General features: G+C 72.0%; 11 protein-coding genes. 7 read left to right on the forward strand and 4 right to left on the reverse strand.

The genetic code is table 11. The features are described 5' to 3' along the window. The 4 genes from AB0R04_RS33130 (at position 1) to AB0R04_RS33145 (ending at position 2,532) form a co-directional block, all read left to right on the forward strand. A complete protein-coding gene (locus tag AB0R04_RS33130) occupies positions 1-216 on the forward strand; it encodes an MbtH family protein (protein WP_363377310.1) in 216 nt (71 codons plus the stop codon). A 10-nt stretch (positions 217-226) separates the two neighbouring features. Further along, entirely contained in the window at positions 227-1,501 is a 1,275-nt protein-coding gene (locus AB0R04_RS33135; protein WP_363377311.1) for a cytochrome P450, read from the forward strand. Positions 1,502-1,568: 67 nt separating this feature from the next. Continuing rightward, complete coding sequence (locus tag AB0R04_RS33140) at positions 1,569-2,306, forward strand: SRPBCC domain-containing protein (protein WP_363377312.1); 738 nt, start codon at positions 1,569-1,571, stop codon at positions 2,304-2,306. Positions 2,307-2,340: 34 nt separating this feature from the next. Continuing rightward, positions 2,341-2,532 (forward strand): hypothetical protein, encoded by a 192-nt coding sequence (locus AB0R04_RS33145; RefSeq protein ID WP_244293816.1) that lies wholly within the window; start codon positions 2,341-2,343, stop codon positions 2,530-2,532. Positions 2,533-2,588: 56 nt separating this feature from the next. On the opposite strand, the gene AB0R04_RS33150 is transcribed toward AB0R04_RS33145, so the two are convergent. From AB0R04_RS33150 to AB0R04_RS33160, 3 genes are all read right to left on the reverse strand, one after another. Continuing rightward, positions 2,589-4,661, reverse strand: a complete 2,073-nt coding sequence (locus AB0R04_RS33150; RefSeq protein WP_363377313.1) for an alkaline phosphatase family protein — start codon at positions 4,659-4,661, stop codon at positions 2,589-2,591. Further along, positions 4,658-5,158, reverse strand: coding sequence for a hypothetical protein (locus AB0R04_RS33155; RefSeq protein ID WP_363377315.1), 501 nt, complete (start codon positions 5,156-5,158; stop codon positions 4,658-4,660). Before AB0R04_RS33155 ends, AB0R04_RS33150 begins: the two co-directional genes overlap by 4 nt. Positions 5,159-5,331: 173 nt before the next feature. Next, a complete protein-coding gene (locus AB0R04_RS33160; RefSeq protein WP_363377316.1) occupies positions 5,332-5,679 on the reverse strand; it encodes a hypothetical protein in 348 nt (115 codons plus the stop codon). A 640-nt stretch (positions 5,680-6,319) separates the two neighbouring features. Here AB0R04_RS33160 and AB0R04_RS33165 point away from each other — a divergent pair. Next, on the forward strand, positions 6,320-8,197 hold the full coding sequence (locus tag AB0R04_RS33165) for a protein kinase (RefSeq protein ID WP_363377317.1): 1,878 nt from the start codon (positions 6,320-6,322) through the stop codon (positions 8,195-8,197). Between the two features lie 43 nt (positions 8,198-8,240). Here AB0R04_RS33165 and AB0R04_RS33170 read toward each other — a convergent pair whose 3' ends face one another. Then, positions 8,241-11,219 carry a BTAD domain-containing putative transcriptional regulator gene (locus tag AB0R04_RS33170; RefSeq protein WP_363377318.1) on the reverse strand — a complete coding sequence of 993 codons (2,979 nt, stop codon included), beginning with the start codon at positions 11,217-11,219 and terminating at the stop codon, positions 8,241-8,243. 291 nt (positions 11,220-11,510) lie between these two features. Here AB0R04_RS33170 and AB0R04_RS33175 point away from each other — a divergent pair, with 291 nt between their 5' ends. Both AB0R04_RS33175 and AB0R04_RS33180 read left to right on the forward strand, forming a co-directional pair. Beyond that, entirely contained in the window at positions 11,511-12,017 is a 507-nt protein-coding gene (locus tag AB0R04_RS33175) for a SigE family RNA polymerase sigma factor (RefSeq protein WP_363377319.1), read from the forward strand. A gap of 72 nt (positions 12,018-12,089) precedes the next feature. Beyond that, on the forward strand, positions 12,090-12,890 hold the full coding sequence (locus AB0R04_RS33180; protein WP_363377320.1) for a hypothetical protein: 801 nt from the start codon (positions 12,090-12,092) through the stop codon (positions 12,888-12,890). Positions 12,891-13,309 lie beyond the last annotated feature (419 nt).

Genomic DNA, 13,309 nt, shown 5'->3' on the forward strand with positions numbered 1-13,309 from the left:
ATGACCAACCCGTTCGACGACCAGGACGCCACCTTCCTCGTGCTCGTCAACCAGGAGAACCAGCACTCGCTGTGGCCGCAGTTCGCCGACGTCCCCGAGGGCTGGACCGTCGCCCACGGCCCCGACAGCCACACCGCCTGCCTGGAGTACGTCGAGCAGTCCTGGACCGACATGCGGCCCAGGAGCCTCGCCGACGCCATGGACGCCCGGAAGTAGCGCGGCCGACGTGACCTCCACCGAAACCCTCGGAGCCGACACCCCGTCCGACACCCCGGCCGAGGCCCGCGCCACCGCGGGCCCGGCCGGGCCCGGCGACCTCGCCGCGGCCCTGTACACGCCCGAGGCCCGCCGCGACCCGTACCCCTACTACGCCCGCATGCGGCACGAGAGCCCGGTCCACCGCAGCGACCAGGGCATCTGGTACCTCACCCGGTACGCCCACGTCGACGCCGCCCTGAGCGACCTGCGCCTGTCGAACGACCGGGACCGGATGACCCGGGCCCTCGGCGGCCTGGGCGGCAACCTGAAGGCCCTGAGCCGGCTCACCGACCGGCTCGGCCGGGTGATGACCAACACCGACCCGCCGGACCACGCCCGGCTGCGCAAGCTGGTCAACCGGGCGTTCACCGCCCGGCGGGTCGAGGCCCTGCGGGACGGCATCCAGACGGTCGTCGACGACCTGATCGACCGAGCTGTGGCCCAGGGGCCCGCCATGGACTTCATCGAGGCGGTCGCCTCCCCGCTGCCCCTGGCCGTCGCCTGCGAGTTGTTCGGCATCCCGCCCGAGGACCGCCCCCAGGTCAAGACCTGGTTCCGCCGGCTCGGCAACCTGACCGCCGACATCGAGCAGGCCGAGGCCGCCGTCGACCAGTACGAGGAGTACCTGTCCCGGCTCATCCGGCAGCGCCGCGACAACCCGGGCGACGACCTGATCAGCGCCCTGGTCACCACCCAGGCCACGGACGACCGGCTCACCGACTCCGAACTGCTGTCCACCTGCTTCGTCCTCATCACCGCCGGGGACGAGACCACCGCCAACCTGATCGGCAACGGTACCCTCGCCCTGCTGCGCCACCCCGACCAACTGGCCCGGCTGCGCGAGGACCCGGCACTGATCCGCACCGCCGTCGAGGAGCTGGCCCGCTACGACACGCCGACCCAGGCGATCGTCCGGGTCGTCGCGCAGGATGTCGAGATCGGCGGGCGGACGCTGCGCGAGGGCGAGCTGGTGTACCTGTTCCTCGGCGCCGCCAACCGCGACCAGTACCGTTTCGAGGACCCCGACCGACTCGACCTGACGCGCACCCGCAACCGGCACCTGACCTTCGGCACGGGCCCGCACTTCTGCCTCGGCGGACCGCTCGCCAAGCTCCAGACCGAACTGGCGGTCGGCACCTTGGTCCGCAGGCTCCCCCGTCTCGGGCTCGCCGACGAGACGGTCCTCGACTGGCGGCCCAACCCGCTGCAACGGCGGCTGTGCGCACTGCCGCTCACCTACTGAACGACAAGCCCATCGAGTGACAACCCCACCGAACGACAACCCCATCGACTGCGAAGGAGAACCGACCATGGCCCGAGAGTTCCAGGTGCGCCGGGAACAGGACCTGCCCGCCGCACCGGACAAGGTCTGGCAGGCGATCGCCACCGGCGCCGGCAACCTCAGCTGGCTGTACCCCATGGAGGTCGAGCCGCACGTCGGCGGGACGGTCTCCCGCGGCGGCGGCACCGTCGTGGCCTGGGAACCGCCGCACCACTTCGCCGTCCGGGCGACCAGGGACGGCGGCTTCTCGAACACCCTCAGCTACCACATCGAGGCGGCCGACGGCACGTCGAGCCACCTGCGGATGGGGATCCACTGGGTGCACGAGGGCGTCGTCGACGACGGCTGGGACACCAGGGCGGACGCGGCCGAGAAGCACGTCGACCTCTACCAGCACAGCCTCGCCCAGTACCTGACGCACTTCGCCGACCGCACCGCCGTCTACGTCAAGGCCGCCCGGCCCGGACCGACCGCCGACCCCGCCGACTTCGCCACGCTGCGCCGGCGTCTCGGCCTGGCCGACGACGCGGCCGTCGGCGATCGGCTGTCCCTCGACCGCCCGGGCGCGGACGGCGGCCCGGACGAGGTGGTCGTGGACTACCTGAGCGCCGACTTCATCGGCCTGCGCGGCCCGGACGCGCTGTACCGGTTCTACAACGGCAGCTCCTGGAACTGGCCGATCTGGCTGGGCCACCACCTGTTCGCCGAGGGAGCGGACGAGGAGCAGGCGACCAAGGCGTGGAACGCCTGGCTCAACGGCTCCTGACCCGCCGTACGACAGACAACCGGAGGGACCCCTGGTGGAAGAAACGCTGCTCTACGCCGCCGAACTCGTCGAGGAGGGCGGCACCTACAAGCTCGTCGTGCAGGACGTGGTCCGGGACACCGTCCAGGTCACCCCCGTCCCCAAGACCGCGGTGGACAGGCTCCCGACCTTCCTGTCGGTGCTCAGCGCCAAGCTCAACCCCGCACCGGCCCGCGGCCGCCGGTAGGACACCCCACACCCGAGGAGGCCGGCGCCGCACCCAGGCGCCGGCCTCGTCGGCGCTCAGCCGCTGATGCTCGGGTGGCCGTTCTCGACGTGGCCCATGAGACGGCGGCGGAAGGACGTGTCCTCGGCGATCGCGAGGTCCAGGTCGTACCAGCCGTCGGCGTCCTCGGTGTCCCAGACGAGGACGAGGGGTTTGCCCGTGACGACGGTCCCGGTCAGCGCCTTCGCGGTGCTGTAGTGCCGGGGTGCCAGGGTGACGGCCTGCGGCGTGGCGCTCGGCGACGTGATCGTCAGGGTGAGGGTGCGCTTCGGGGTGGCGGCGATGGCGGTGGCCACGGAGGTATCGGCTGCGGCCCCGGCGGCCGTCCCCGCGAACTCGCGGCGGAATCCGTTGGGGCCGGTGAGGTAGAAGTCGTAACTTCCCTCGCGCACCGGCACCTTGGTGGCGGGCGCGGTGGTGCCGAGCACGTCGAAGTGCCGAGGTGCGTCGTAGGCGCCGGACGCGCCGACGTTGTCGTACAGGGTCAGGTGTACGGAGGCGGCGCCGGTGTTGATCGGCTGGAGGACGAACGCGCCCTGCTGCTGGTCCAGGGCGCCGTGGGCGTCCGGCTGGTACGGCAGCGGGCGGGCCAGGCGCCGGGTGGGGTCGGTGGGTTGCGGTGGCGGGTCGCCGGTGCGGTCGAAGTCGAAGACCGAGGTGAGGTTGCCGGCCACGGTGCGTCGCCAGCGGCTGATGGCGGGCTGCCGTACGCCCAACCACTCCTCCAGGAACCGGACCTGTGAGGTGTGGTCGAAGACCTGGGAGTTGACGTAGCCGCCCACGGTCCACGGGGAGACCACGATCATCGGCACGCGCATGCCCAGACCGATGGGCTGGTCGCCGACGTACTCGTCGTCGACGCCCTGCGGGGGCACCGGCGGCGGCACGTGGTCGAAGAAGCCGTCGTTCTCGTCGTAGCTGATGAACAGCACGGTGGAGTTCCACAGGTCCTCGTCGGAGGCGATGACGTCCAGGACCTGGCAGACGACCTCCTCGCCGGTCATGGGGGCCGAACCGCCGTCGCCCGGGTGCTCCGAGTCCGCGTCCGAGGGCACCAGGTACGAGACCCGGGGGACCCTCTTCGCCGCCACGTCCTGGGCGAACGCGTAGACGAAGTCACGGTAGTTCTTCGGGTTCTGCTTCGAGTCCGGCGGGGGCGGGCAGCGGAAGAGCCCGCGGTCGTAGAGGCTCCGGTCGGCCGGCGGCAGGTCGGCGACGGCTTTGGCGAGTGCCTCCACGTCCTCCGGGCGCACGCGCTTCGGATCCTTGTAGAAGTCGTACAGGCTCAGGTAGTCGAGCTCGGCGCTCTTCAGCACGGTCTGGAAGACCCGCTTGAACTCGGCGTGGAAGTCCAGGTTGTTGTCGTAGTAGTTGTCCCAGCCCTGGTAGACGCGCCAGCTGATCCTGTCGGATCCGAAGGGGTCGTTGTTGACCTCCAGGATCTCGGGGTAGCTGGACCAGTTGTACCCGAGCGCCCGGTCCCCCGCGTAGGTCGCATCGGGATTCTCGCGGTCGTGCGCGGCCGACCCGGTGACCCGCGACCCGTCGGGCTCCCAGCCGCCGAATCCGCTGAAGAGGTAGTTGCGGTTCGAGGTGGTCTCGCTCATCACCGAGCAGTGGTAGGCGTCGCACACGGTGAACTTCTCGGCCAGTGCCCGGTAGGTTCCGACGACCTCCGGCTGGTCGAAGTAGCCCATCGTGACGGTTCCCTTGGCCTTGATCCACTGGTCGTAGCGGCCGTTGTTCCACGCCTGGTGGCCGGTGGGCCAGTTGTGGGACGCAGGTTCGGTCGTAGCCTGGTCCGGTCCGAGCTGGTAGGGCCTCTGGGGCTTGGAGGGGTGGTCCGGGTCGGGCTGGTCGAGGACGGTGCGGCCGCCGGACCCGGGGAACGTGACGAGGTTGCGGTCCTCGTACCCGCGCACTCCTCGGAAGTTGCTGCCGAAGTAGTGGTCGAAGGAACGGTTCTCCTGCATCAGGAAGACCACGTGTCGGACAGCCTTCAGACCGCCGGGGCGGGGTTTGCGCTTGAGGGCCTCCAGCAGCGATTTCGGCAGCGACGGAGCGCTCTGCGGGGAGTGGGGAGTGTTCACGCGTTCTCCTGGTCCGGCGTGGCGGGCGAACCGGAGGGTGCGTTCTCGGTGGCCCGGAGGTAGTCGAGGTAGATGAAGTCGCCCTTGGCGCCCTTGTTGAGATCCGTGTCGACGCGGGTGTAGCCCGTCTTGGGAGGGGTCTCCTGCGATCCGACCTTCCAGTGCGCGACGGTGAGGTCGACGATGGGCCGGCCTGCCCCTTCCTGGCGGGTGGCGGCCAGGAACAGGGCCTTGTCGTGCACGGGGGTTCCCCTGTTGAGGTCGACCGGCAGCTTCTGGTAGCCGGCGGGCGGCTTCTCGTCGTCCTGGAGGACGCGGATGCCGGTGACGGGCCGGCCCTCGGCGGACCGTTCGAAGACGAGGTACAGATAGGCGCCGCGTGCGCCTTTGTTCAGATCGACGTCGATCCACTCCCACCCGGTGGGCGTGTGGAACGGACTTCGCACCGGGTCGTCGTAGGCGACCAGGACGTTGACGTCTGTGACGAACTGACCCATGGGCAGGTCTCCGATCGGAGCAGGTGTACATGAGCGGGGAGATGGGGCCGACGAAGGGATCGACGGCTCGGGGCACGTACGGGTACGTGAGACGCCCGGCCGGGGTCGGCCCGGCCGGGCGTCCAGTGCTGGGTGCGGCGGGCCAGGTGCGGTCCGGGCACCCGAGGCGGCCGTCAGCCCTTGGTGAGGCCTTCCCACTCGCTCAGCGGCGCCGGACCGTAGGTCTTCGTGTCCTTGTGCGGCTCCCCGTTGGCGACGTTGATCCGCACGAACCGGTCGCCGGAGAAGACCCAGTACTCGTTGCTGCCGTCCGGGACCTTCATGACGGCGTCGATCTTCGCGAAGTCCGACAGGCTGGGCCAGTCCTCGCGGATGGTGCCCTTGAGGATGAGCTTGTCCGGGTACGGGTGGCTGCTCGTCACGGTGATTTCGACGCGCCGGTAGTCGGTGTTGGAGAACACCCAGAACTGGTTCGGCTTGTCGGGTACGGCCATCACCGCGTCGACATGGTTGAAGCCCATGGTTGAGCCTTTCTGAATTCATCTGTTCGTGTGCCGCTGAAGCTGTGCTCGGGCGGATCCGCGGCTCGGTCCCATGGCTCGCGTGCGGCGAGGAATGTCGGGGAGGAGCGCCGCGAACCACGCTAGGTCGGCCGGTGCGGGGGCGCGATGCGAAAAGGCCCGGTGACCTGCATTCCAGTGACAGGTAATTTTGCTACGAACCTTTGACGCGAGAAGCGCGAGAAGTCGGCCCGGCGCTTCGGGTGCCCTGGACGGCCTGCTCCGCGGCTGTCCGGGGGCGAGGATGAGCCGCCTCCCCGCCGACGGCCTCCGCGAGGCTCGACGGCGGCGTTCGTTCGAGTGGACCGGTGACCGGTGGCCGGTCGCGGCTGGGGGAGGGCGCCTGCCACCCCACCCGGCCGGCTGCGGCGACCCACCCGGCCGTCAACGCGGGCGTCGAGACGGGCGTCGAGACGCGGGGGCGTGGGGCGGGGTATGGGGCGGGAATGGCTTGAGTCGACCGTGCTTCATATGATGGAAAGCCAGTAGTTGTTTTGCCGGTGTCATGATCCTCGGAGGGCGCCCCGGACCAAGGTGCGCCCATGGAACCGGGCCGGTCTCCGGATTCGCTCCGGTCCTCGGGCTTGATTCAGGGAGTATCATGCGCGGCACCGTGCTCGCCGACCGCTACCGGCTGGTAGACCTGCTGGGCGGCGGGTCGATGGGCGACGTGTGGCTCGCCGAGGACGAGGTCCTGGGCCGCCGGGTCGCGGTCAAGGTGGTGAAGCCGGCCCTGCTGGACGAATCCGGCTTCGCCGAACGCTTCCACGCCGAGGCCCGCGTCATGGCGCAGCTGCGCCACCCGGGCATCGTCGGCGTGTACGACTACGGGCACAGCGCCGTGGACGGACGGCCCTCGGTCGGTTACCTCGTCATGGAGCTGATCGACGGGGAACCGCTGAGCGCCGTGCTGGAACGCCGAGGCGCGCTGCCGGTGGAGGAGACCCTCCGGATGGCGCTCCAGGTGCTGGAGGGGTTGGAGGCCGCGCACGAGTCCGGGGTGGTCCACCGGGACATCAAACCGGCCAACCTGATGGTCCGCGGCGACCGGACGGTGATCGCGGACTTCGGCATCGCCCGGCCCGGCTGCGACGCCCGGCTGACCGTACCGGGCATGGTGCTCGGCACCGCCGCCTACCAGGCGCCGGAACAGGCCTCCACCGGGACGGTCACCGCCTCGGCGGACCTCTACGCACTCGGCGTCGTCCTCTACGAATGCCTCGCCGGCAAGCTCCCCTTCGACGGGGAGACCGCCCTCGAACTGATCCTCAAGCACCTGACGGAGCCCGTGCCGCCGCTTCCCGAGGACGTGCCCGCGCCGGTGTGGGCGCTGGTCGAGCGGGCGATGGCCAAGGAGCCCGGCGAGCGCTGGCCCGACGCGGCGGCGATGGCCGCGGCGGTACGGGACGCCCTCGCACCGGCCGAGGAGACGGCGCCGCCGGCTCCGGTCGGGCCCCGGCCGGTCGCCGGACGCACACCGTGGGCCAGGTTCCGCCTGCGCGGGCTGATCGGGGTGACGGCGCTGTCGCTGCTCTGCGTGGTCGGGGCCTCCGGAGCGACGGTGATCCGGTCCGACGAGGACGACGCTCCGGACGCCGCCGCCGTCGCGGGCCCGGTGGCCGGCCTCTCGGGCCCGGCCGTTCCCGCGGCGGTGGCAGCCGACCTCCAACCCGCCGGACAGCAACCCGCCCAGCCGACGACCCCGGTGCCGTCGGCCGGACCGGAAGCGGGCGGGAGCCCCACGCCCGGCGCCGGACCCGCGCCGGTCGCCGGCCAGGACCTCGCTGTGCCCGTCCGGCCCGGTACGCCCACCCGGGGCACCGTCGCGTCCCCTCCCACCTCCGCCACGGCCACCGGCGGCCAGACCCCCACCGCGCCCGTCCGGCCCGGTACGCCCAACCCGGCCCCCGCCGCGTCCCCTTCGGCCTCCGCCGCGCCCACCGCCAGCCAGAACCCCGCCTCGCCCGCGCCGACCTCCGCCGTCCCGTCTCAGCCCGCCTCCCACGAACCGCCCACGCCCACGCCGTCCGCGACGTCGACGCCGCCCACGCCGCCCACACCGGAGCCGAAACCGCAGCCGCAGCTGCCCTCCCAGACAAAGATCACCGGCGTCAACGGCGCGCTGGACAACTCCTACTCCATGGATCGGGACGGCAACCAGGTCGGCACCTTCAACGTCAACGGCACGCCGGCCCAGGTGTGGCGGCTGGAAAAGGTCTCCGAGGGGAAGTACTTCCTGCGCAACGCCTCCAGCAACTACACCAAGGTGCTGGACCTGGACACGGGCGACGGGCGCGTGCAGATCTGGACGAGCCCGCCGTACAACGACAACCAGCTCTGGTCCTTCGTGCCGGTTCGGGGCGGCTACCAGATCGTCAACGGCACCACCAAGGGCTGCCTGACGTCCGACGGAGTCGCTTACTACGTCAGGGTGGCGGCCTGCTCGAACGCGGAGAACCAGGTGTGGGCGCTGTCCTGAGCCGTCCGACCGGCAGCCGAACACCCCCGGGGTGAGGGGAGGATCACGCCGGCAGCCAGGACGGCCACTGCCGGCGGGGACGGTCGGCGGCCCCGCCGAGGCCGATCAGGGCGCGCAGCCGGTCGGCTTCGGGGGAGCCGATGGAGGCCAGGATGTCGTAGGCCTCCGACCGGCACGTCCGGGCCGCGTCCTCGGCGCCGCCGCGGTCGGCGAGCGCGTCACCGAGCGCCGCCAGGGCCAGCCCCCGCCCCCGGCGGTCGCCGTCGAGCGTCAGCACCTCGACCGCCCGGTCGGCCGCCTCCACCGCCTCGTCGCCGCGGCCGACGGCTCGCAGCGACTCGGTGAGCCGCAGGAGCGTACGGCCCGTCCGGCGCCGGTCGTCCGGCCGCAGCAGGGCGAGGGCGCCGCGGTGGTGGCGCAGGGCCTGCTCGAACTCGCCGCGATCGTGGGCGATCGTCCCCAACGAGTCGAGGGCGAGCGCCTGGAGCTCGTGGTCGGCGAGCTGGTGGCAGATCAGCAGGGACTGGTCGACGACGCGGACCGCCGCCTCGGGCCGGCCGAGCTCGGTGAACGCACCGGCGAGGTTGAGCAGTTCGCCCGCCACCGAGCGCCGGTCGCCGAGCCGCTCCCAGACCGCGATCGCCGCCGCGAAGCCGTCGACCGCGTCGCCCGCCCGGCCGACCTGGACGAACAGGGCGGCCAGCGAGGCGTGGGCCAGGGCGAGCAGCGGCCCCGGCAGGTTGTGGGCGATGCACAGGTCGCGGGACCTGAGCAGCTCGCCGAGGGCCGCGGGCTCGGAGCCGACCTCGGTCAGCAGCCGGCCGAGCACCAGCCGGGCCCTGACCTCGGCCGTCCGGTCGCCCTGCCGGACGGCGGCCTGGAGCAGGACCTTGGCCGCGTGCCCCAGCGGCCGGGCGGCCTGGCCGGTTTCGCACAACAGGCTGCCCCCGAGCAGCAGTTCGGCCACCAGATCGAGCCGGGGCGGCCGGGGGAGCCCGGCGTACTGGCCGACCAGAGCGCCGATGCCCTGGTACTCGCCGCGACCGCGGGCCACCGCGCGGCAGTCGGGAGCGTACGGTGCCCCGGCGCCGGCCAGGGCCGCGCGGGTGGCGGCCGGGCCGAGGGCCGCGACGGTCTCGGTGTGCTGGCGGATCACCAGACGGGTGAGGACGGCGGCCGGGCGGTCCGCCTCCGGAGCCGAGCCCGCGCCGGCCTCGACGTCGGCTGCTGTATCAGCTGTATCCGGTGTATCAGCTGTGTCCGGGGTGAGCCGCTGGGCGAAGGCGCGCAGCAGGTCGTGGTACCGGTAGCGGTCCGGCGGCGCGGTCTCCAGCATCGAGCAGTCGACCAGCGACTCGGCCAGCTCCTCGGCCTCGTGCTCGGGCAGGTCGAGCACCGCCGCGACCGCGCCCGGCGACAGGTCGGGCACGTCCGGCACCGCCAACAGACAGAACGCACGGGCCTGGTCGGGCGTCAGCTGGTCGTAGCCGAAGCGGAACGCCGACTCGACGGCGAGGTCCTCGGTGCGCAGCACGTCCAGCCGGCGACGATTCTCGGACAGCTTGTCGAGCAGCCGGGCCATGGTCCAGCCCGGCCGGCAGGAGAGGCGCGCGGCGAGGATGCGTACGGCCAACGGGAGGTGGCCGCAGAGCCGCACGAGCTCCCTGGCCGTGTCCGCCTCGGCCCGCAGCCGCTGCCCGCCGACCACCTGGCCGAGCAGGTCGAGGGCCTCCTCCGGGGCGAAGGCCGGCAGCTCGACGACGTGCGCGTTGGGAAGTGAACCGAGCCTGGCCCGGCTGGTGACGAGCACGGCGCAACCGGGCCGGCCGGGCAGCAGCGGCCTGATCTGCTCGGCGTCCCGGGCGTTGTCGAGGACCATCAGCACGCGTCGGCCGGAGAGCAGCGAGCGGAACTGGGCGGAGCGTTCGGCGAGCCCGGCGGGCAGCGCCTCCGCCGGCACGCCGAGGGCGCGGAGGAAGGCGCCCAGCACCTCCTCGGGCGGGGTCGGGCGGCCGTCGGCCCCGTGCAGGTCGACGTAGAGCTGGCCGTCGGGGAAGTCGGCGGCCAGCCCGTGCGCGACATGGACGGCCAGGGCCGTCTTGCCCATGCCGCCCAGGCCCGACACGGTCGCCACGGGCACGGTGCGGGGGGCGAGCAGGACGGCCCGCACCGCCTCGGTCTGCGCCTCGCGGCCGGTGAAGTCGGCGAGGTCGGCCGGTACCTGGGTCGGCCGGATCGGCGCGTGGTACGGCGGGCGGGCCGTGGTGGTGGTGATGTCGGGCCGGGGCGGCGCGGGCGCCACGAGGGCGGTGTCGGCCACCAGGATCCGGCGCTGCAACTCGCGCAGACCGGGCCCGGCGGCGACGCCGAGCTGCGCCCGCAGCCGCCGGTCCGTCTCGCGGTACACGCTCAGGGCCTCGGCCTGCCGCCCGGACCGGTAGAGGGAGAGCATCAGCAGCTCGGAGAACCGCTCCCTGAGCGGGTGCTCGGCCGCCACTGCGGTCAGTTCGGCGACGGCCTCGCCGGACGGTCCGGCCTCGACCTCGGCCTCCAGACACGACTCCAGGACGGTCACCCGGCGTTCGGTCCACTCGCCGCGCTGCCGCTCGGCGTAGGGGCCGGAGAGCCCGGACATCGGCTCGCCCTGCCAGAGGGCCAGCGCCAGGCGCAGCGCGGCGGCGGCGCGGGCGTGCTCCCCGGCGCCGCTGAGCTCCTTCGCCGTGGCGACGAGCTCCTCGCAGCGGTGGATGTCCAGCTCCCCCGGATCCACGGTGAGCAGGTAGCCCCCGCTGAGCGAGGTCAGCGGGGCAGGCCCGAGGATGCGGCGCAGCCGGTGGACGTACGTCCGGATCACGGCCATGGGCTTGGCGGGCGGCTCCTCGCCCCACAGGTCGTCGACGAGCTGGCCGGTCGACACGGGGTGGTTGGCCCTCAGCAGCAGCGAGAGCAGCAGGTTCCGCTGCTGCGGCGACCCGAGCGCGAGCTCGCCGCCGTCCCGCCACCCCCGTATCGGTCCCAGCACCGTGAACCGCAACCCACCCACCGACCGTTCCCCTCTGCCTGCAATGAACCCCCGGGCGCATGATACCGACCGCATCACCCCTGGCCGGGGCCGTTCGGGGGCCGTCCAGGGGTCGGCCACGGGTCGGCCACGGGGAGACGCGGGTGTCCGTGGAGGGCTGTCGACGCGGCACCGGTGAAAAAAGGCCGGTGAAAAAAAGAAGGTGCCTCGCCCGCGCGACATGCTGACGCCTTACGTAGTCATGAGGGGTATGCACGGGGATCACAGGACAAGGGAACAGGCGGGAACCGAGTGAAGTCAGCACAGGAGGATGAGTACCTGGAGTTCGCGGCCGCGAGGGCGAAGGCGCTGTACCGATCCGCGTACGTCCTCGCCGCAGGCGACACGTATCTGGCGGAGGACCTGGTCCAGGAAGCCCTCAGCCGGGTGTACGTGCACTGGAAGCGGGTGGCCAAGGCGGACAACCCGGCCGCCTACGCCCAGACGGTCCTGGTCCGCACCTTCCTCAGCCTGCGGCGTCGGCGGAGCAGCGGCGAGCGCCCCATCGGGACCATGCCCGACAGCGCGGCGGCGGGCCCGGACACCGCGCTGCGGCTCACCCTGCTGGACGCGCTCGGCCAACTGCCGCCCCGCGACCGGGCGGTGCTGCTGCTGCGCTACTGGGAGGACCGCAGCATCGAGGAGACCGCCCGGATGCTCAGGCTGAGCAGCAGCGCGGTCCGCTCCCAGGGCACCCGGGCACTCGGCAAGCTGCGTGCGTTGCTCGGCGACAGCCTGTCCGACCTGGTCGCGCACTGAGCACCGGTGCGCGACCAGGTCCACCGCCGCAAAGCCCCCATCAGCATCAGCGACAGAAAAGGTGACGCCAGCATGCCGTTCGAAGCAGACCTCGCACACGCCCTGGACCGCACGACCGACTCCCTCGAACCAGACCTCACCGCGCTCCTGAGCGGAACCGTCCAGCGCGGGCGGAGCCGCCGGCGTCGGCGTACGGCGGGCGTCATCGCCGGGGTCGGCGCCTGCGCCGTGATCGCGGCAGCCGGCGTGGTGATCCCCGACGTGCTCACCGGGATGCACTCCGAAGGATCCGACATCGGGATCGTGGCGATGGCGATGCCGCGTTCCGCGATCACCGACACCCAGATGATCCAGGCCCTGGAGGCGACGTTCCCCGGGGGCCGGTTCAGCGCGGAGAGCGGGCAGAGCAACAACCCCTCGGACCCGTCCAACGGGCGCGTCGCCAACGGCGGACTGGTCCTCGACGACGGGCACGGCGCCGCCTTCGTCGGTGTCTCGGCCGTGCGGCTCCAGCTGCCGCTCAAGGACGGCGACGGGCTGAGCTGCGAGTGGCAGCCCAAGAAGGACGGTGACACCTGCAAGATGAGCGAGCTGCCGAGCAGCGCCGAGATTCCCGGCGGGGCCCTGGTGATGTTCCAGCAGAACGCGGCCGCGCACCCGGTCCGTCCCGACACCGCCCGCCGCTGGACGGTGACGGTGACCCTGAAGTCGACCGGCGCGCAGCTTCAGATGGTGCAGTGGAACAGCACCGGCGGCGGCACCGGCGCCGAGACGCCGAAGCCGACCCGTCCCGCTCCTCCGCTCTCCGAGCCGCAGGCGGTGGCCGCACTCACCGGTGCCGCATGGGCGCCGATCCTCGGCGCCGTCGGCTGAGCCTGCGCGTCGCGTTCGTAGGGGTTGCGTCCGCCGAGGTCGAGCACGTCTGTTCCGTTGTTCCGTGCGAGACCTCGGCGGGCACGCGCCCCGGGCCGGGCATTTGTTTCGGGCGCCGAGGAGGGGTACTGTCAGCCAGTCGCTCGGCAGGGAGCACCGGACACGCATCGGCGCGGACGGTCCCGGGGCGGCCAATCCTTTCGAAACACCACGTCCCGGTTCGGGCCGGGTCGGCTTGCCATGTGCGGGCAAGACTCGGTGTGTATATCGGTGTGTTCGTTTTATTGGATTGCGGCCGATTCGCTTTTCGGAGCAGGGATCGGATAGAGTTTGAAACGTCGGACGGGGCATCAAGCCGCAGAAGACACCAGCGAGTTGGATGAACGAAGCGCCGGAAACGGAGCGGAAAACATCTGGTA

It is taken from the genome of Kitasatospora sp. NPDC056731, assembly GCF_040687675.1.
GTDB lineage: Bacteria > Actinomycetota > Actinomycetes > Streptomycetales > Streptomycetaceae > Kitasatospora.